12 protein-coding genes and 1 rRNA gene are annotated in these 19359 nt (G+C 59.6%); 9 read left to right on the plus strand and 4 right to left on the minus strand.

Features of this window, described 5'->3' with window-relative positions; genetic code table 11:
• Nucleotides 1-64 precede the first annotated feature (64 nt).
• The gene (locus LG409_RS02370; protein ID WP_189463755.1) at nucleotides 65-1699 is read left to right on the plus strand and encodes an NAD+ synthase; all 1635 of its coding nucleotides are present in this window, start codon (nucleotides 65-67) and stop codon (nucleotides 1697-1699) included.
• Nucleotides 1700-1724: 25 nt separating this feature from the next.
• On the opposite strand, the gene LG409_RS02375 is transcribed toward LG409_RS02370, so the two are convergent.
• From LG409_RS02375 to LG409_RS02385, 3 genes are all read right to left on the minus strand, one after another.
• The gene (locus tag LG409_RS02375; RefSeq protein WP_193461871.1) at nucleotides 1725-3881 is read right to left on the minus strand and encodes a putative bifunctional diguanylate cyclase/phosphodiesterase; all 2157 of its coding nucleotides are present in this window, start codon (nucleotides 3879-3881) and stop codon (nucleotides 1725-1727) included.
• 83 nt (nucleotides 3882-3964) lie between these two features.
• Entirely contained in the window at nucleotides 3965-5671 is a 1707-nt protein-coding gene (locus LG409_RS02380) for a methyl-accepting chemotaxis protein (RefSeq protein ID WP_227407527.1), read from the minus strand.
• A gap of 235 nt (nucleotides 5672-5906) precedes the next feature.
• Nucleotides 5907-6722 carry an outer membrane protein assembly factor BamD gene (locus LG409_RS02385; RefSeq protein WP_039182422.1) on the minus strand — a complete coding sequence of 272 codons (816 nt, stop codon included), beginning with the start codon at nucleotides 6720-6722 and terminating at the stop codon, nucleotides 5907-5909.
• Nucleotides 6723-6919: 197 nt separating this feature from the next.
• On the opposite strand from LG409_RS02385, the gene rluD reads away from it, so the two are divergent.
• From rluD to ilvN, 5 genes are all read left to right on the plus strand, one after another.
• Nucleotides 6920-7879 (plus strand): 23S rRNA pseudouridine(1911/1915/1917) synthase RluD, encoded by a 960-nt coding sequence (gene rluD, locus LG409_RS02390; protein WP_039182424.1) that lies wholly within the window; start codon nucleotides 6920-6922, stop codon nucleotides 7877-7879.
• Nucleotides 7876-8631: a peptidoglycan editing factor PgeF gene (pgeF, locus tag LG409_RS02395; protein WP_144984934.1), complete on the plus strand. Its 756-nt coding sequence runs from the start codon at nucleotides 7876-7878 to the stop codon at nucleotides 8629-8631. Before rluD ends, pgeF begins: the two co-directional genes overlap by 4 nt.
• Nucleotides 8632-8788: 157 nt before the next feature.
• Nucleotides 8789-11383 (plus strand): ATP-dependent chaperone ClpB, encoded by a 2595-nt coding sequence (clpB, locus tag LG409_RS02400; RefSeq protein ID WP_039182428.1) that lies wholly within the window; start codon nucleotides 8789-8791, stop codon nucleotides 11381-11383.
• 498 nt (nucleotides 11384-11881) lie between these two features.
• Complete coding sequence (locus LG409_RS02405) at nucleotides 11882-13606, plus strand: acetolactate synthase 3 large subunit (RefSeq protein ID WP_039182430.1); 1725 nt, start codon at nucleotides 11882-11884, stop codon at nucleotides 13604-13606.
• Complete coding sequence (ilvN, locus tag LG409_RS02410) at nucleotides 13606-14097, plus strand: acetolactate synthase small subunit (RefSeq protein ID WP_016916051.1); 492 nt, start codon at nucleotides 13606-13608, stop codon at nucleotides 14095-14097. The genes LG409_RS02405 and ilvN overlap by 1 nt, the downstream gene beginning before the upstream one ends.
• A gap of 77 nt (nucleotides 14098-14174) precedes the next feature.
• Here ilvN and ilvY read toward each other — a convergent pair whose 3' ends face one another.
• The gene (gene ilvY, locus LG409_RS02415; RefSeq protein WP_016916052.1) at nucleotides 14175-15062 is read right to left on the minus strand and encodes an HTH-type transcriptional activator IlvY; all 888 of its coding nucleotides are present in this window, start codon (nucleotides 15060-15062) and stop codon (nucleotides 14175-14177) included.
• Nucleotides 15063-15255: 193 nt separating this feature from the next.
• On the opposite strand from ilvY, the gene ilvC reads away from it, so the two are divergent.
• From ilvC to LG409_RS02430, 3 genes are all read left to right on the plus strand, one after another.
• Nucleotides 15256-16272 carry a ketol-acid reductoisomerase gene (gene ilvC / locus LG409_RS02420; RefSeq protein WP_016916053.1) on the plus strand — a complete coding sequence of 339 codons (1017 nt, stop codon included), beginning with the start codon at nucleotides 15256-15258 and terminating at the stop codon, nucleotides 16270-16272.
• A gap of 151 nt (nucleotides 16273-16423) precedes the next feature.
• The gene (pssA, locus tag LG409_RS02425) at nucleotides 16424-17308 is read left to right on the plus strand and encodes a CDP-diacylglycerol--serine O-phosphatidyltransferase (RefSeq protein ID WP_039182438.1); all 885 of its coding nucleotides are present in this window, start codon (nucleotides 16424-16426) and stop codon (nucleotides 17306-17308) included.
• Between the two features lie 469 nt (nucleotides 17309-17777).
• Nucleotides 17778-19310: ribosomal RNA gene (locus LG409_RS02430) — 16S ribosomal RNA — on the plus strand.
• Nucleotides 19311-19359 lie beyond the last annotated feature (49 nt).

Consider the following 19359-nt stretch of genomic DNA (forward strand, 5'->3'; position numbering starts at 1 on the left):
ACCTTGCGGGACAATGCCCCAAGTGCCATCGTATTCTGAAGATTCTCAAGAGATTTTGACGCCCATGCAAGACTTAACGCTGGTAATGGCCCAACTCGACCCGCTAGTGGGAGATATTCCCGGCAATGCCGCGCGCGCCATCGAGGCCGTGCGTGAGGCGAGGATCGAGCATGGGGCGGACATTGTGGTCTTTCCCGAGCTGTTTCTTTCCGGCTACCCGCCGGAAGATCTGCTGCTGAGGCCTTCCATGGAGGCGCGCCTGCGTGAAGCCCGCGCCAAGATGGCCGAGAAGGTGGCCCGAGACGTGCTGGTCATCATTGGTTATCCCGGCGTGCGTGAAGGCAAGTGCTACAACATGGCGGGCGTGCTGTACAACGGCCAGTGGGAAGCAGAGTACGCCAAGCAGGCGCTGCCCAACTACCAGGTGTTCGATGAGCAGCGCTACTTCACCCCCGGCACCCAGCCACTGGTTTACGAGCACAAGGGTGCCAAGCTGGGGCTGTTGATCTGTGAAGACTTGTGGGAAGGCTCGCCGGTCAAGGCGGCGCAGGCGGCCGGGGCGGAAGTATTGATCAGCCTGAATGCCTCGCCCTACCACCAGGACAAGCCCACCGAGCGGCTGCGCCTGCTGGAGCAGCGGGCTCAGGACGTTCAGCGCCCCATTCTCTACGTCAACACCATTGGCGGCCAGGATGAGCTGGTGTTCGACGGCGGTTCTTGCTGTGTGGATGAGCAGGGCCAGCTCAAGGTGCTGGCCCCTTACTGGCAAGCCGGGCTGATGCCCGTTCAACTGCTGCAAACCAGCGCCGAGCGTTGGGAGCCCCAGGCCGGAGAGATCGAGCCGGAAGTCATGCCGGAAGAGAGCCTTTATTGCGCGCTGGTCACCGGGCTGCGTGACTACGTCAATAAAAGCGGCTTCAAAGGCGTGGTGCTGGGGCTTTCCGGCGGCATCGACTCCGCCTTGTCGCTGGCGATTGCGGTGGATGCGCTAGGGCCGCAGCGCGTTCAGGCGGTCATGATGCCTTACCACTACACCGCCGATATCTCCAAGCAGGATGCCGCCGAGCAGGCCAAACTGCTGGGGGTGCATTATGACGTGATGCCCATCGAGCCCATGGTAGAGGCCTTCATGGCGACCCTGGCGGATAGCTTTGCGGGCACCGAGCGTGACACCACCGAGGAGAACCTGCAGTCGCGCTGCCGAGGCGTGCTGCTGATGGCCATTTCCAACAAGAAGGGCCTGATGGTGCTGACCACCGGCAACAAGAGCGAAATGGCCGTGGGCTATGCCACGCTCTATGGCGACATGGTGGGCGGCTACAACGCCATCAAGGATGTCTACAAGACCTGGGTCTACCGCCTGGCACGTTGGCGTAACACCCAGTCGCCGGCCATTCCGGAGCGGGTCATCGAGCGTCCGCCCAGCGCAGAGCTGGCGCCCGACCAGCAGGATAGCGATTCCCTGCCGGATTACGATGTGCTGGACGCGATTCTGGTGCGCTACATCGAAGGGGACATGAGCGCCGAAGCCATCATTGCGGCGGGTTACGACGAGGACGATGTCTACAAGGTGGTGAAGCTGGTGGACCGCTGCGAGTACAAGCGTCGCCAGGCTCCGGTAGGTGTACGGGTCACGCCGCGTGGTTTCGGGCGTGACCGTCGTTACCCCATCGTCAATGGCTGGCAGCCGGGCGAGTAGCGCCTGCTGCCAGCCGCGACCAGCCCTAGGCCAGTACGGGAGGAGGTGCCAGGCAATGCTTGGCCATCTCCTCCGGTGCCACCGGCTTGCAGAAGTAGTAACCCTGATAGGCATGGCACTGGTGCGCGTTGAGATAGCGCCAGTGCTCGATGGTTTCCACACCTTCTGCAATCACATCAAGCCCCAGTGAACGCCCCATGGCAATGATGGTTTCGACGATGGCCATGTCGTCGGCGTCCTGATGAACATCGCGCACGAACGACTGGTCGATCTTGATCTGGTCCAGCGGCAGGCGCTTCAAGTACTGCAGCGAGGAGTATCCGGTGCCGAAGTCATCCATGGCAAAGCTGATGCCCAGCGCCTTGAGCTGGTGCATGCGCTCGATGGTGTCATCCACTTTGCCGATCACCGTGCTTTCGGTCAGTTCCAGCTTCAACCGATGGGCAGGGGCGCCGCTGAGCTCCAGCGCGGTGGCGACTTCCTCCACGAAACCGGGTTGCTGGAACTGCTTGGCACTGACGTTCACCGCCAGCACCAGATGCCGGGTGTGCTCCGTGGCCTGCCAGGCCGCCAACTGCTCACAGGCTGCGTGCAGTACCCAGCTGCCAATCGGCACGATCAGCCCGGTTTCCTCCGCCAGGGGGATGAACATGCCGGGGGAGACAAACCCTCGTTCCGGGTGCTGCCAGCGAATCAGCGCTTCGGCACCAATCGCCCGCCCTTGGTTATCTACCTGCATCTGATACACCAGCACGAACTCTTCCTGCTCGATGGCCAGGCGCAGGTCGCGCTCCAGCTCCGTGCGGCTTTCCAGCTGGGCTTGTACTTCAGGGTCATAAAAACGCAGGCCGTTCTGTCCGCCGCGCTTGGCCAGGTGTACCGCTGAGTTTGCATACTGGAACAGGCTGTCGATGCTCTCTTCCAGCCCTTTGAACAATACCAGGCCCTGGCTGACGTTGAGGAACTGCTGACGGCCTTCCAGGCAGTAAGGCTGGGTCAGAGTGTGACTCACCTGCTGGGCAAAGAACTCGGCTTTTTCGGCCGCTTTCAGCTGGTCTTCATCCAGGCCGTCCACGATGATGGCAAATTCGTCTCCGCTGAGTCGGCCAATCGTGCAGCCTTGGGGCTGCAGCGTTTCCAGCCGCTTGGCCATCTGCTTGATCAACTCATCCCCGGCGCGGTGGCCAATGCCATCGTTGATGCGCTTGAACTCGTCCACGTCCACATAAATCAGGCTGCCGTAGGTGCCCGTGTGCGCATTGGTTTCGAGCGAGTGCTGAAGGTGTTCACGCATCAAGCGCCAGTTGGGCAGCTCGGTAAGCGAATCGTAGTAGGCCAGTTGATGCACTTGCTGCTCGGCATGACGCCGCTGGTGCTCGGAGTCACGCAAGCTCAATAGCGAAGCGGCGATGCGCTGCAGGGTTCCGCTATGCTGCTGGCTGAGCCGCTCCACTGCCTGCATGTCCGGTAACTGATCCGAGCGCTTGGAAAGGGCGAGAATGGCATCGCCCACGATGACCAAGCGTTGATTGATCCGCCATGCCGCGATCATCGCCGCGCCCAGCAGTAGCGAGAACAGCCCAATGCCGGTCCAGAGAATGGAGTTGCGCTCGTGGGTCAGTGCCTGGTACGACTCGCGATGTCGATCACTGGCTCGCTGGGTCAGGGCTTCGAAAATCTGCTGAGAAAACAGGTTGAACGTCGTGAAGTACTGCTGGGCTTCACGTAGATAATAGCCAGCGTCTCCCTGATTCAAGGTGGCGGCTTCGTTCGCCATGTCCACAAAACGACGGTAATCGAAGAAGGCGCGCTGCAGAGTGTCCGCACTCTCGTGGCTGAGATCGTAGATCAGGGGTGAGGCCGCCAACTGGTCGATGCTCTGACCAATCCGGGAAAGCTCCAGATTGATGATGCCATACTCGGAATAACGCTGCATGGCACTCAGGTTGGTGTCGGTTGCCTGGCTGAGGACTTCGGTGACCCGCTGATGCAGGTCGCTCAACTGGCGGTCAAAGGTGGCCATTTGCACCAGCGTGTCCAAATCATTGGACTGCAGCTGATGGTTTTGCAGCGACTGCTCTTTCAACACCTGGGTGGCAAGCGCCAGCAGCAGCATGGCGGGTAACACCACCATCAGTACCGGTAGCAAGAACACCATAAACAGGCTTTGGGAAGGTTTCATGATAACCTCGAAGGGAAGGCAGTGGCCGTGATGCAGTGCATCACGGCCTGTCTAAATAGTTAACGGCAAAGCGCGCGTTTTATTTAGAAACTTTCCCACTCGGGCTCGGCCGAGGTCGTTTTCGAAGCGGGTAACGCCGGTGCCGTGGCGGCAGGGCGCTTCAGTTCTTGAGCCGGAGAGTGTTGCTGGCGGGAAGGCGTCGCGCCAGTGGCAGGCAGTTTGAACGCCCCCATGGCGTGGAGCAGCTGATGCGCGTTTTGGCGTAAGTTGTTGGCCGCCGTGGCGCTCTCATGAACCAGCGATGCGTTCTGTTGGGTCACCTGATCCATTTCGGTCACGGCTTGCCCGACTTCCTGCACGCCAGCACTCTGTTCAGCGCTGGCATGGCTGATTTCCTGCATGATGCTGGTCACCCGCTCGATGGCGTGGACGATGTCTTCGGTCGATTTGCTGGCCTCTTCTGCACGCTCGTTACCATGGTTGACGCGTTCGAGGTTGCTGCTGATCAAGTCATTGATTTCCCGGGCTGCATCGGCGCTGCGCTGGGCGAGTTTGCGCACCTCTTCGGCAACCACGGCAAAGCCTCGGCCATGTTCTCCCGCCCGTGCGGCTTCCACCGACGCATTCAAGGCCAGGATATTGGTCTGGAAAGCAATCGAGTCGATGGTGGAGATGATGCCGGCAATTTCCTGAGAGCTCTTGTTCAGGTCGTTCATGATGGCCACGACATGGTGCACCGCTTCACCGCCCTGGGTTGCCGTCTTCGAGGCGCTGGCAGCCTCATGACTGGCTTGCTCAGAGTTGTCGGCGTTCTGCTTCACAGTGCTGTTGAGCTGCTCCATGGCAGACGCCGTTTCTGCCAGTGCGCTGGCCTGCTCTTCGGTGCGGGACGCCAGGTCATTATTGCCTTCCGCGATCTGCTCGCTGTTGGAAGCGACCGCCTCGGCCGATGCGCGCACCTGCGTCACGATATCCTGGAGCTGCTTGGCCATGGCGACCTGGGAAGCCATGATGCTGCGTGTATCATTCTTCTTCACACGGCCTTTGGTCGCCAGCTCACCGCGCCCAATCGCTTCTGCAAATGCCTTGACTTCATAGGGTTCGGCGCCCAGCTCTCTGAGCAGCAGGCGTGACAGGAACACCGCAATCATGCTGCCAATCAACAGGGCAAACAGGGTCAGGCCCAGCATCTGCAATTGAAAACCTGAAGCCGTCGCGCGGGCATCCTCGGTGGTGACATTGTTGATCTGCTCTTGCAGGTCGATGAATTGATTGATGCGGCTCAACCACTCGCGGTAAGACGGCCCCGCTTGTTCGAGCATCAACGCCTGCGCCTGCTCGAACTGGTCAGCGTTCCTGGCATCGATCACTTGCTCCGACAGGGCCATGGTGGCAGTGGCCTGATCATTGATGCTGCTCAGCAGCGCCTGCTCTTGTGACGTGGCGGGGTACTGCTGGTTCAGGTCACGCATCTTGCTGATGGCAGTGTCGTAGAGGCCACGCAAACGGGTCAGCTCGTCTTGCAATGTGCCCAGGTTGCCGTTGCCTGCCGTGATGACCACGTCGCGCAACACGATCGCGCGATCATGCACACTGCCTCGCATGTCCACGGCGAATCGCTGCTTGGCTCCGTTGATATCGTTGATCTCGTTCAGGCTGCGGTCGATCTGGTTGACCTGATAGATACCAGCTGCTGTCAGCAGTACCAGCAATAGCAGGATCGTCGAGAAACCGGCGGTCAGTCGGGTGCTGATTTTCGTGCCGGCTAGGCGTTTATACAGGGATGGCATAAGGAAGCTCCTCAGGCGCCGTGCAGGCGCTTTATTATGTTCGGCGGGGCAATAATAGCGCCGCGTGAATATTTTGTACAATAATTGTATCGATATTGGTTTTTGAAAATCTAATCAAGTGCCTGTTAATTAAGATTTTGTGACAAAAACAAAAAAACCACGCCAAAGCGTGGTTAGATAAGGTGCATCGATTGTATAGCTTTTAAAAAGGGGTGGCTAGCACCCCGCTTCAACGTTAGTTACGGCCGCCGTTGTATTTGGGCACGAAGCGGCTGCCTTGAAGTTGCTCGTGATCGGGCGCATTTTCACGCAGCACGGCCAGGACTTCGCTGGCGCGATCTTGCATGCCCATGCCTTGGTAACCTTCTACCATGGTGGCCAGAGCATCCCGCGTGGCGTTGGATTCCGGATAGTTTTCAACGACCCAGCGACCGCGCTCGATGGCCGCGAGGAAGGCGCCACGACGCAGGTAGTAGTCGGCGACATGCAGCTCATGGCGAGCCAGCAGCTCACGCAGGTAGACGATACGTTGCTGGGCATCTGGGGCGTATTGGCTTTGCGGATAGCGTTGAATCAGCTCGCGGAAGTCGTTATAGGCATCCCGTGAGGCGCCCAGGTCGCGCTTGGAAATATCGATCAGGCGCAGGCGTTCCAGGCTGAAGCGCCCTGCTTGCCAAGCGGACAGCCCGCGCAGGTAGTAGGCGTAATCCACTTGCGGGTGGTCAGGGTGCAGGCGAATGAACCGGCTGGCTGCCGCGCGGGCCTCTTCCCAGTTACTGTTCTCGTAGTAGGCGTAGATCAGCTCGAGCTGGGCCTGTTCGGCATGAGGGCCAAACGGGTAGCGGGTGTCCAGGGCTTCCAGGCGCTCGATGGCGATAGGATAGCGATTGCTGTCGAGGGCCGTACGGGCCAGCTCATACAGCTCGCGCTCTTGAACACCGGCAAACTCGTCTTCGTCTTCCGGAGTGGTGTCATTGCTGGCACAGCCTGCTAACAGGGCAAGACTCAGGGCCAGGGCGCCAAAGCGGTTGGCAGCGGAAAAAACGCGCATCATCATCCTCGTTGCAAACAAGCCTCAATCACCGAAAAGCGACGATGGCCATAAGTAGAAATGGTAGAATAGGTCGCAGTCAGCCCACTATAAAACACCTGAGCGCAAAACGCAGGCTTGGCGACACTTTGCTGTAAGGGTTCAGCGGTGTCGTGTCATCCAGAAGTGGGCGTGTTTGTGTCATAAAGAGGTCATTCATGTCTCGAATTGTGGAAGCCACGCAGCGCGTCCCCGCCACCCTGGCGGGCGCACGCTTGGACCAAGCCGCCGCGGAGTTGTTCAGCGATTATTCCCGCGAGCGCTTGAAAGCGTGGATCAATGCGGGGGAACTCACGGTCGATGGGGCCCAGGCCAAGCCCAAGGCCAAGCTGCACGGTCACGAAGTGTTGGCGCTCCACGCCACCATCGAAGAAGACACTCGCTTTGCGCCCCAGGACATCGCTCTGGACATCGTTTATGAAGACGACGACGTCATGGTGGTCAACAAGCCTGCTGGGATGGTGGTACATCCTGCTGCAGGCAATCCCGACGGCACGCTGCTCAATGCGCTGCTGTTCCATCACCCTTCGCTGGCAGAAGTGCCCCGAGCGGGCATCGTCCATCGGCTGGACAAGGACACCACTGGCCTGATGATGGTGGCCAAGACCCTGCCCGCGCAAACGGCGCTGGTGGAGCAGCTTCAGGCGCGGACCGTGTCACGCCAGTACGATGCGGTCGTGCTCGGCAAGCCGGTGTCGGGCAGCACGATCGACGCCCCCATTGGGCGGCACCCGAAGGACCGCAAGCGTCAGGCCGTGACCGCCTCGGGCAAGCCGGCGGTGACGCATTTTCGTGTCGTCGAGCGGTTCCGCGCGCACACCCACGTGCGCTGCCAGTTGGAAACCGGGCGTACTCACCAGATACGCGTGCACATGTCTCATGCGCGTTTTCCGCTGGTGGGAGACCCGCTGTACAGCGGTCGCGCCAAGCTACCGCCGGGGGCAGCCGGGCCATTGAAGGAGATTCTGCGTGAATTTCCCCGTCAGGCGCTGCATGCGCGCCAGTTGAGCTTCGTCCACCCCGTCAGTGGAGAAACGCTGACCTTCAAGGCGGAGCTGCCTGACGATTTGCTGATGCTGCTGGATTATCTGCGTGAAGATAGCGAGACCATGCGATGAGCGATGCCATAGACCTGCGCCCCACGCTGCTGCGCCCTGATTGGGCGGCGCCTGCCAACATACAGGCCTTTGTGACCACCCGCGAGACAGGCCCCAGCCAGAACGACTTCGCGGCGTTCAACCCGGCGGCCCACGTGGGCGACAACGCCGACCACGTGGCGCTTTGTCGTCGGCTGCTGCACAAGGAAATCGGCGATAGCCGTCCGCTGCTGTGGCTCAATCAAACCCACGGGGCACGGGTGCAGCAGGAGTATCAGGAAGGCGTGCCAGAAGCCGATGCCTCGGTGGCCAGCAGCAGCGACTATGCTTGTGTGGTACTCACCGCCGACTGCCTGCCGGTGCTGTTCTGTAATCGGCAGGGTACCCAAGTGGCGGCGGCCCACGCCGGGTGGCGCGGGCTCGCCGGTGGCGTGCTGGAAGCCACGGTGGCAGCGATGAACTGCGACCCCGAAGACATTCTGGTGTGGCTTGGCCCGGCGATCTCCAATGCTCAGTTCGAGGTGGGCCCGGAAGTGTACGGCACCTTCGTGGCCATCCAGCCCGACACCGCAGAAGCCTTCGATCATAGCCCTTATCGCCTGGGCCATTACATGGCCGACCTGTACCGCCTGGCGCGCTTTCGCCTGGAGGCGTTGGGTATCCATCAGATCAGCGGTGGTCACTTCTGTACGGCCTGCGAGTCGCGCTTTTACTCTTATCGGCGGGATAACGGCAACACCGGCCGCATGGCAAGCGTGATCTGGATCAAGTGAGCCGTCGTTCAACGGCTGGTTAATATCGCACGCCTCTTGAAATGGCTATAACTGCCGCCATTTTACTTGTCAAGCTAATCGTCTTTAGCACGTTCAACGACAGGTTATCGGGATGCGCCGTGGGTCGAAACGCACGGCACCCCCCAGGAGGTACTCCATGCGATTCGATAAATTCACTGCCAAGTTGCAGGCCGCCATTGCCGAGGCTCAATCCCTCGCCGTGGGGCGTGGCCACAATCAACTCGACCCTGCCCATTTGCTGCTGGCGCTGCTCGATACGCGCGATACCGGCATCAAGGCGCTGATCGAAAAAGCAGAAGGCAGCAGTTCCCGGCTGCGCGACGGCTTGCAGCGCCAACTGGAAGACTTGCCCAAGGTCAGCCAGTTCGACGGCGAGGTCCAGCCTTCCCGGGAATTCGTCAAACTGATGAACCTGACCGACCGCGAAGCGCAAAAGCGCGGCGATCAGTTCATTGCCTCCGAGCTGGTGCTGCTGGCAGCGCTGGAAATGAACGGTGCCATCACCAAACTGCTCAAAGAGGCCGGGCTGACGCGCAAAAGTCTCGAGGCGGCCATCGACAGCCTGCGTGGCGGCTCCCGCGTTGACGACCCCAACGCCGAAGATCAGCGTGAAGCGCTGAACAAATATACCCTCGATCTGACCCAGCGAGCGCTAGAAGGCAAGCTCGACCCGGTGATCGGTCGTGACGACGAAATTCGTCGCACCATCCAGGTGTTGCAGCGCCGCACCAAGAACAACCCTGTACTGATCGGTGAGCCGGGCGTGGGCAAGACCGCCATCGTCGAAGGCCTGGCCCAGCGTATCGTCAATGGGGAGGTGCCCGAGGGCCTGAAGGAAAAGCGTGTGCTCTCGCTGGATATGGGGGCGTTGCTGGCGGGCGCGAAATTCCGCGGGGAATTCGAAGAGCGGCTGAAAGCCGTGCTCAAGGAGCTCTCCCAGGAAGAAGGTCGGGTGATCCTGTTCATCGACGAGCTGCATACCATGGTGGGCGCAGGCAAGGCGGAAGGTGCCATGGACGCTGGCAACATGCTCAAACCGGCGTTGGCCCGAGGCGAGCTGCACTGTGTCGGGGCCACCACGCTGGATGAGTATCGTCAGTACATCGAAAAAGACGCGGCCCTGGAACGGCGCTTCCAGAAAGTGCTGGTGGATGAGCCCTCTGAAGCGGATACCGTGGCCATCCTGCGTGGCTTGAAAGAGCGTTACGAAGTTCACCACGGTGTCGATATCACCGACTCGGCCATCATCGCGGCGGCCAAACTCTCGACCCGTTACATCACCGACCGCCAGCTGCCGGACAAGGCCATCGACCTGATCGACGAGGCTGCATCGCGCATTCGTATGGAGCTGGACTCCAAGCCGGAGGAGATGGACCGTCTCGACCGCCGCCTGATCCAGCTCAAGATGGAGCGGGAGGCGCTCAAGAAAGAGACCGACGACGCCACGAAAAAGCGTCTGGAAGCCCTCAATCAGCACATCCATGAGCTGGAGCGCGAGTACGCCGACCTGGATGAGATCTGGAAGGCGGAAAAGGCCAGCATTCAGGGTGCAGCGCAGTTCAAGGCCGAGCTGGAGCAGGCGCGTATCGACCTCGAACAGGCGCGCCGCCAGGGGGATCTTGGGCGCATGTCGGAGCTGCAGTACGGCAAGATTCCCGCGCTGGAAAAAAAGATCAGCGAAGTGGGTGAGGGTGAAGCCGATACCACCAGCCATCAGCTGCTGCGCTCCAACGTGACGGAAGAGGAGATTGCCGAAGTCGTGTCCCGCTGGACCGGCATCCCGGTGTCCAAAATGCTCGAAGGCGAGCGTGACAAGCTGCTGCGCATGGAAGATGCCCTGCACGAGCGGGTCATCGGTCAGCACGAAGCCGTGGAAGCAGTGGCCAACGCGGTGCGGCGTTCCCGGGCGGGTCTCTCCGACCCCAACCGCCCCAACGGTTCGTTCCTGTTTCTGGGCCCCACTGGGGTGGGCAAGACCGAGCTGTGCAAGTCGCTGGCCAATTTCCTGTTCGATACCGAAGAGGCCATGGTGCGCATCGATATGTCCGAGTTCATGGAGAAGCACTCCGTGGCCCGTCTCATTGGCGCACCGCCTGGCTACGTCGGCTATGAAGAGGGCGGTTATCTGACCGAAGCGGTGCGCCGCAAGCCGTACTCGGTGCTGCTGCTGGATGAGGTGGAAAAAGCCCATCCGGATGTGTTCAACATCCTGCTCCAGGTGCTGGAAGATGGGCGCTTGACCGATGGTCAGGGGCGTACCGTGGACTTCCGCAATACGGTCATCGTCATGACCTCCAACCTGGGCTCGGACATCATCCAGCGCATGGGAGGCGACACCAGCAGTGACGACGGCAGCGACTACGAGTTGATGAAGCAGGCAGTCATGGAAGTAGTGGGCAATCACTTCCGCCCTGAGTTGATCAACCGCATCGATGAAGTGGTGGTGTTCCATGCCCTTGGCCAGGAGCAGATTCAAGCGATTGCCGGGATTCAACTGGAGCGCCTGAAGGCTCGCCTGGCAGAGCACGATCTGAGCCTGGAAATCAGTGACGACGCCATGGCGCAGTTGGCGGTGGTTGGCTTTGACCCCGTATTTGGCGCGCGGCCGCTGAAACGTGCCATCCAGAGCCGCATCGAAAACCCGCTGGCGCAGGATCTGCTGGCTGGCAAGTACGCCCCGGGCGATACCATTCGCATCAGCGCGGGTGAAGGCAAGCTGATCTTTGGCTGATCCCGGAAGGGCTTGCTGCGCAATCAAATAGGGCGAATGCCCCGTCAGTGACGCTGGCGGGGCATTTTTTTGCAGCGACTGCGACCTTTGTTGCGTTTGCTCGGATAGGTGGTTGACACGCCAAGGGCGCTAATGGAATCTTGTGGGTTCCTGATTTGCGGGCGCGGAACCAGCGGGCAATCCCTCATCACCGCGCGAAGGGTAGGCTCACGCCTCTACCCGCCGAAGGACTTCCGGGCTCGGGCTAACCGCCTGACCTGGCCAACGCCCCGACACGGCAAACCGCCGTGTAAGGGAGGCACGCGTCAAGCTCGCCACGTCCAGACAGGCCATGGTGACCAGCAACGCGTGCTCCCGATGAGAGTGCAGGCCCTAACCGGGCCATATTGCCAGGGTTTGGCATCAGGTGCCGGCATGGGCCGGCAGCGGCATACCGCCGCACTCGACCCCGCAGGATGTCCTGCGGATCGCACTCGAGACCTCCAGGGGAGAAACACAGTGGAACTGCTTTCCGGCGCAGACATGATCGCCCGCTTCTTGCAAGATGAGGGCGTAGAGTACATTTATGGTTATCCCGGTGGTGCGGCACTGCATATTTACGATGCGCTGTTCCGCCAGGACAAAGTGAAGCACATCCTCGTGCGTCACGAGCAAGCGGCCACCCACGCGGCTGACGGCTATGCCCGTGCCTCCGGCAAGCCCGGCGTGGTGCTGGTGACGTCCGGCCCCGGTGCGACCAACGCAGTCACGGGTATCGCGACTGCCTACATGGACTCCATTCCCATGGTCGTGCTGTGTGGTCAGGTCATGAGCCACCTGATTGGTGACGACGCCTTCCAGGAAACCGATATCGTCGGCGTGACCCGGCCCATCGTGAAGCACAGCTTCTCGATTCGTCACCCTTCTGACATTCCGGAAGTGCTGAAAAAGGCCTTCTACCTGGCCTCTACCGGCCGCCCCGGCCCCGTGGTCGTCGATATTCCCAAGGACATGACCGCGCCCACCGAGCGCTACGAGTACGTGTACCCGAAGAAGGTCAAACTGCGCTCCTACAATCCGGTGACCCGTGGGCATACCGGGCAAATCAAGAAAGCCGTCGAGATGATGCTGAAGGCCAAGCGCCCGGTGTTCTACACCGGCGGTGGTGTGGTTACCGGCAAGGCCAGCGAAGGCTTGACCGATCTGGTGAAGCAGCTTGGTTTCCCGATCACCACCACGCTGATGGGCATTGGCGCTTACCCGCAAAGCGACCGCCAGTGCCTGGGTTGGTTGGGCATGCACGGCTCGTACGAGTCCAACATGGCCATGCACCACGCGGACCTGATCATTGCCATCGGCGCACGTTTCGACGACCGCGTGACCAACAACACGTCGAAATTCTGCCCCACGGCCAAGATCATCCATGTGGATGTCGATCCCAGCTCGGTCTCCAAGACCGTGCGTGCCGACGTGCCCATCGTCGGTCCAGCCGCCAGCGTCATCAACGAGATGATCAGCCTGGTGCAGGGGCACGAGATCGCCCACCCCGAAGCGTTGACCGACTGGTGGCAGAAGATCGACGGCTGGCGGGCCGAACGGGAAGGCAAGCTCTATGAGCCCTCCAAGCCCGGCGAGGCGCTGAAGCCCCAGGAAGTCATCGAGGCGCTGTGTCGCGTCACTCGGGGCGAGGCGTACGTCACCACCGACGTGGGCCAGCACCAGATGTTTGCTGCGCAGTACTATAAGTTCGACAAGCCCAACCGCCTGATTACCTCCGGTGGCCTGGGCACCATGGGCTTCGGCTTTCCGGCCGCCATGGGCATCAAGCAGAACTTCCCCGAAGACGACGTGGTATGTGTCACGGGGGAAGGCAGCTTCCAGATGATGATGCAGGAGCTTTCCACCTGTAAGCAGTACGGGGTGGGGGTCAAGATCGTCAACCTGAACAACGCGTCGCTGGGGATGGTGCGCCAGTGGCAGGACTTGAACTACAAGTCCCGCCATGCGCACTCCTACATGGAGTCGTTGCCCGACTTCCATATGCTGATCGAAGCTTACGGGTTTACCGCCATCACGGTCACTACCCTGGACGAACTGGAGCCAGCGCTGGAGCGTGCCTTTGCCAACAAGCATGAGCTGGTATTCCTGGACGTGAAGGTCGACCCCTTTGAGCACGTTTACCCGATGCAAGTGCCGTTAGGCGCGATGCGTGACATGCTGCTGTCCAAAACGGAGCGTACCTGATGCGTCATATCATCTCGATTCTGATGGAAAACGAACCGGGTGCGCTGTCACGTGTAGTCGGGTTGTTCTCTCAGCGTAACTTCAACATCGAAACGCTGAACGTAGCACCGACGGAAGACCCGTCGCTGTCACGCTTGACGGTCACCACCATCGGTGACGACCGGGTGATCGAGCAGATCACCAAGCACCTCAACAAGCTGATCGACGTGGTGAAGCTGGTCGACCTGACCGAAGGTAACCACATCGAGCGGGAATTGATGCTGGTGAAGGTCAAGGCGCTGGGCGCTGCCCGTGATGAAGTGAAGCGTACCGTGGATATCTTCCGTGCCCAGGTCGTGGACGTGACACCGAGCCTCTACACCGTTCAGATCACCGGCGATGCCTCCAAACTGGATGCTTTCCTGCAGGCCATGGCGCCGGTGGGCATTCTGGAAGTGGCGCGCACGGGCGTCTCCGGCATTGCCCGCGGTGACAAGGTGCTGTCGCTCTGATCGCGCGTTAGTACCCACCCAAAACCGCCCTTCGCCGGGCGGTTTTTTTGTTTTTGGGTGGCGCCAGGCGGATGCCTCTAGCGAGGTGCCACCGTGGTCCAGAAAGCATCGATCATGGGATTCTGCAGCCGCCGGTTCAGCACGCACAGGCCGACATCGTAGTGGGGCAGCTCGGGCTTGACGTTGAGTACCTGCACACGCTCTGCCAGCGGGCTGTTGTCCAGCACGATACGCGGCACCACACCGACCCCAAACCCTAGCCCCACCATGCTGACGATGGCCTCATGTCCCGCCACCTGGGCATAGATGCGGGGCGCGATGCCCATGGCCTTGAACCAGGTGTTGGCGTACTCCCGCGACAGGCCCGCCTCCGACAGAATCATGGGCACATGCCGCCACTGTTCGGCGGTCGAGCTTTCCGGATGGCTAGGCAGCCAGGCATGGGTTTCCGTCGGGGCGATGAACAACAGCGGCGAGCGGGTGAGCGACTTGAACGCCAGGGCGCTGGGAGGAATGCGAGGCCTGGGCGTAATGGCCATGTCATCGGCCCCTTCCAGTACGCGGTTCATGGCGTCTGCCGGGTCACCCGTATGCAGCTTGAGCTCGATGCCGGGGTGGCGTACCCGCACATCGCTCAACAGCTCATACAAAAAGCTGTAGCTGGCGGTGACCGAGCAGTAGATGCTGATTTCCCCGCTGAGCTGTGTCGCGCTGGTGGCCAGCGTGCGCTTTTGGGTTTCCCACTGCTCCAGCGTCTCCTTGGCGTAGCGCAGGAAGGCGATCCCTTGCGGGGTCAGCGTGACATGCCGGTTGTCGCGTTCAAACAGGCGGGTGCCCAGCTCGCTCTCCACCTGTTGAATCGAGCGGCTCAAAGTGGAAGGGCTGATATGGCACAGCTCGCTGGCGCGCCCGAAATGCAGCGTATCCGCCAGAGTGACCATGTGCTTGAGAAGACGAAAATCCATGGGGTCAATGCCCTGAGTGTGATTTCATTTTATGAAATAGTATGTTGCAAATATAGCGTTTTACGCAATGGTGCTGCTGGCGTAGAGTGACCTCAACGCCAAATCCCAGTGCTGCACTAGACGGCACGGGTGGCCATCAACGCTGACACATACACGATAACGATCTGATTCAACCGATTTCTGGAGTCTCGCCATGCACGTTTACTACGATAAAGATTGCGACCTTTCCCTCATTCAGGCCAAGAAAGTCACCATCGTCGGCTACGGTTCTCAGGGCCATGCCCACGCCAACAACCTGAAAGAGTCGGGTGTCGATGTCACCGTAGCGCTGCGCAAAGGCTCCTCGTCTGCGGCGAAAGCAGAAGCGGCAGGCCTGAAAGTCGCCAGCGTACCGGAAGCGTGCAAGACCGCTGACGTCGTCATGATTCTGGCGCCGGACGAAAACCAGAAAGCCATCTACGAGCAGGAAGTCGAGCCGAATCTGAAAGAAGGCGCGACCCTGGCGTTTGCCCACGGTTTCAACATCCACTACAACCAGATCGAGCCGCGTAAAGACCTCGACGTGATCATGATCGCGCCGAAAGCACCGGGCCACACCGTGCGCTCCGAGTTCGTCAAGGGCGGCGGTATTCCCGACCTGATCGCGATCCACCAGGACGCCTCTGGCAACGCCAAAGAGCTGGCGCTCTCTTACGCTGCAGGCGTTGGCGGTGGCCGCAGCGGTATCATCGAGACGACCTTCAAGGATGAAACCGAAACGGACCTGTTCGGCGAGCAGGCGGTCCTTTGTGGTGGTGCGGTCGAGCTGGTGAAAGCCGGTTTCGAAACCCTCACCGAAGCAGGTTACGCACCGGAAATGGCCTACTTCGAGTGTCTGCACGAACTCAAGCTGATCGTCGACCTGATGTACGAAGGCGGCATTGCCAACATGAACTACTCCATCTCCAACAATGCGGAGTATGGCGAGTACGTGACCGGCCCTGAGGTGATCAACGACGAGTCTCGCGCTGCAATGCGCAATGCACTCAAGCGCATCCAGACCGGCGAGTACGCCAAGATGTTCATCCAGGAAGGCAACACCAACTATCCGTCCATGACTGCACGCCGTCGCCTGAATGCCGAGCACGAAATCGAGCAGGTGGGTGCCAAGCTGCGCGGCATGATGCCGTGGATTGCTGCCAACCAGCTGGTCGACAAGTCCAAAAACTGATCGACCACCGTCATGAAAACGCCCCGAAGCGCCTCTGCGTGCTTCGGGGCGTTTTGCATTCCGGCTGTCAGGACTGGTCGGCAAGGGTTCACCGTGTAGAATGAGAAGGGTTCACTTGTGAATGTGACTTCACTCTAAATGGATGACACTTATGACTCAGGATGCTCGCGACCCAGAGCAGGAATCGCTCCCTTCGTCCGCTGCAGGCGCGGACAGCGCGGCTACTCCTTCGTCGAAGGAAGAGGACATCGTGCGGAACGAGGATCTTGCCGCTGCTTTTCTTCGTGAAACCGAAGTCGTGGAGGAGGCCGTCGAAAACGGCAAGAAGATTCGCCGCAAGGGCATCTACCTGCTGCCCAACCTGTTTACCACGTCGGCACTGTTTTCTGGTTTCTTTGCCGTGGTGGCCGGGATCAATGGCGAGTTCACGTCGGCAGCGGTGGCCATCTTCATCGCCATGGTGCTGGATGGCCTGGATGGTCGCGTGGCGCGTATGACCAATACGCAAAGCGCTTTCGGGGCCGAGTACGACAGCCTGTCGGACATGATCTCGTTCGGCATGGCGCCTGCCCTGGTCGCCTTTACCTGGATACTGCAAGATATCGGCAAGACCGGCTGGGTGGTGGCCTTTCTCTATGTGGCATGTGCTGCCCTGCGCCTGGCCCGCTTCAACGTACAGATCGGCAGCGTCGACAAAAAGTGGTTCATCGGCTTGCCCAGCCCTTCGGCTGCGGCGCTGGTCGCCGCCAGCGTGTGGACATTCCACAGCTTCGACGCCGATGCCTTCGGCTTCAAGCTGCTGATGCTGCTGGTAGTGGGCGCGGCGGGTATTCTCATGGTGAGTAACATCCGCTACTACAGCTTCAAGGACCTGGACTTCAAGAAGCCCGTGCCCTTCGTGGTGCTGTTGGCGGTGGTGCTTGGATTCGTGATGATCTCGGTACAGCCCTCGGTCATGTTGCTGTTGCTGTTTGGTGCCTACGTCTGCTCGGGGCCGGTGCTGGCCGTCATGCGCAAGGCCAAGCCCAAACACTGAGCTGAAATTATTTTACAAAAGCCCTTGCCAACCCGGCAGCGAATCCGTAAAGTACGCATCCGCTGCCGGGGACGCCAAGCGTTACCAGCGGTGAAGAAGGTTGAAAAACCTTCGGTTTGTCAGGAAGTTAGCGTCATCTGTTGGTTGGATTGATCGCTCGCTTCACTCGCTGAAAACAGCCCTTGACAAACACCACGGAATGCGTAGAATACGCCTTCCTCGCTGAGGCAACACGGTTCAGGTCACCGAGCCAGTCACAGCGAAATGATGACAGTAGTATCGCTCTTTAACAATTTGATCAGGTAATTCATGTGGGCGCTTGCCGATGAGGGTGAATCATCACCTAATATCAAGGCAGGCGAACACCAAGATACTCTTCGGAGTATCGCAGTGAATTCGTTTGAACCTTGAGCCAAGTTTGATCCGCTTTTGTTGCCTTCGGGCAGCGAGTAAGGATCGCATTGATCTTAAACTGAAGAGTTTGATCATGGCTCAGATTGAACGCTGGCGGCAGGCCTAACACATGCAAGTCGAGCGGTAACAGGGGTAGCTTGCTACCCGCTGACGAGCGGCGGACGGGTGAGTAATGCATAGGAATCTGCCCGATAGTGGGGGATAACCTGGGGAAACCCAGGCTAATACCGCATACGTCCTACGGGAGAAAGGGGGCTCCGGCTCCCGCTATCGGATGAGCCTATGTCGGATTAGCTAGTTGGTGAGGTAAAGGCTCACCAAGGCGACGATCCGTAGCTGGTCTGAGAGGATGATCAGCCACATCGGGACTGAGACACGGCCCGAACTCCTACGGGAGGCAGCAGTGGGGAATATTGGACAATGGGGGGAACCCTGATCCAGCCATGCCGCGTGTGTGAAGAAGGCCCTCGGGTTGTAAAGCACTTTCAGTGAGGAAGAACGCCTGGTGGTTAATACCCATCAGGAAAGACATCACTCACAGAAGAAGCACCGGCTAACTCCGTGCCAGCAGCCGCGGTAATACGGAGGGTGCGAGCGTTAATCGGAATTACTGGGCGTAAAGCGCGCGTAGGTGGCTTGATAAGCCGGTTGTGAAAGCCCCGGGCTCAACCTGGGAACGGCATCCGGAACTGTCAAGCTAGAGTGCAGGAGAGGAAGGTAGAATTCCCGGTGTAGCGGTGAAATGCGTAGAGATCGGGAGGAATACCAGTGGCGAAGGCGGCCTTCTGGACTGACACTGACACTGAGGTGCGAAAGCGTGGGTAGCAAACAGGATTAGATACCCTGGTAGTCCACGCCGTAAACGATGTCGACCAGCCGTTGGGTGCCTAGCGCACTTTGTGGCGAAGTTAACGCGATAAGTCGACCGCCTGGGGAGTACGGCCGCAAGGTTAAAACTCAAATGAATTGACGGGGGCCCGCACAAGCGGTGGAGCATGTGGTTTAATTCGATGCAACGCGAAGAACCTTACCTACTCTTGACATCCTGCGAATTCGGTAGAGATACCTTAGTGCCTTCGGGAACGCAGAGACAGGTGCTGCATGGCTGTCGTCAGCTCGTGTTGTGAAATGTTGGGTTAAGTCCCGTAACGAGCGCAACCCTTGTCCTTATTTGCCAGCGCGTAATGGCGGGAACTCTAAGGAGACTGCCGGTGACAAACCGGAGGAAGGTGGGGACGACGTCAAGTCATCATGGCCCTTACGAGTAGGGCTACACACGTGCTACAATGGTCGGTACAAAGGGTTGCCAACTCGCGAGAGTGAGCCAATCCCGAAAAGCCGATCTCAGTCCGGATCGGAGTCTGCAACTCGACTCCGTGAAGTCGGAATCGCTAGTAATCGTGGATCAGAATGCCACGGTGAATACGTTCCCGGGCCTTGTACACACCGCCCGTCACACCATGGGAGTGGACTGCACCAGAAGTGGTTAGCCTAACGCAAGAGGGCGATCACCACGGTGTGGTTCATGACTGGGGTGAAGTCGTAACAAGGTAGCCGTAGGGGAACCTGCGGCTGGATCACCTCCTTAAACGATGTCTTCCCCTCGCGGCAAGCGCTCACAATGAATTACCTGATCA

The sequence above is a fragment of the Halomonas sp. NyZ770 genome (assembly GCF_020616575.1).
Classification (GTDB): domain Bacteria; phylum Pseudomonadota; class Gammaproteobacteria; order Pseudomonadales; family Halomonadaceae; genus Vreelandella; species Vreelandella hamiltonii.

Bases quoted from the DNA above. Each gene is read 5' to 3' on its own strand.
- LG409_RS02370 (WP_189463755.1), top strand. From the start codon at position 65: ATGCAAGACTTAACGCTGGTAATGGCCCAACTCGACCCGCTAGTGGGA.
- LG409_RS02375 (WP_193461871.1), bottom strand. From the start codon at position 3,881: ATGAAACCTTCCCAAAGCCTGTTTATGGTGTTCTTGCTACCGGTACTG.
- LG409_RS02380 (WP_227407527.1), bottom strand. From the start codon at position 5,671: ATGCCATCCCTGTATAAACGCCTAGCCGGCACGAAAATCAGCACCCGA.
- LG409_RS02385 (WP_039182422.1), bottom strand. From the start codon at position 6,722: ATGCGCGTTTTTTCCGCTGCCAACCGCTTTGGCGCCCTGGCCCTGAGT.
- rluD (WP_039182424.1), top strand. From the start codon at position 6,920: ATGTCTCGAATTGTGGAAGCCACGCAGCGCGTCCCCGCCACCCTGGCG.
- pgeF (WP_144984934.1), top strand. From the start codon at position 7,876: ATGAGCGATGCCATAGACCTGCGCCCCACGCTGCTGCGCCCTGATTGG.
- clpB (WP_039182428.1), top strand. From the start codon at position 8,789: ATGCGATTCGATAAATTCACTGCCAAGTTGCAGGCCGCCATTGCCGAG.
- ilvN (WP_016916051.1), top strand. From the start codon at position 13,606: ATGCGTCATATCATCTCGATTCTGATGGAAAACGAACCGGGTGCGCTG.
- ilvY (WP_016916052.1), bottom strand. From the start codon at position 15,062: ATGGATTTTCGTCTTCTCAAGCACATGGTCACTCTGGCGGATACGCTG.
- ilvC (WP_016916053.1), top strand. From the start codon at position 15,256: ATGCACGTTTACTACGATAAAGATTGCGACCTTTCCCTCATTCAGGCC.
- pssA (WP_039182438.1), top strand. From the start codon at position 16,424: ATGACTCAGGATGCTCGCGACCCAGAGCAGGAATCGCTCCCTTCGTCC.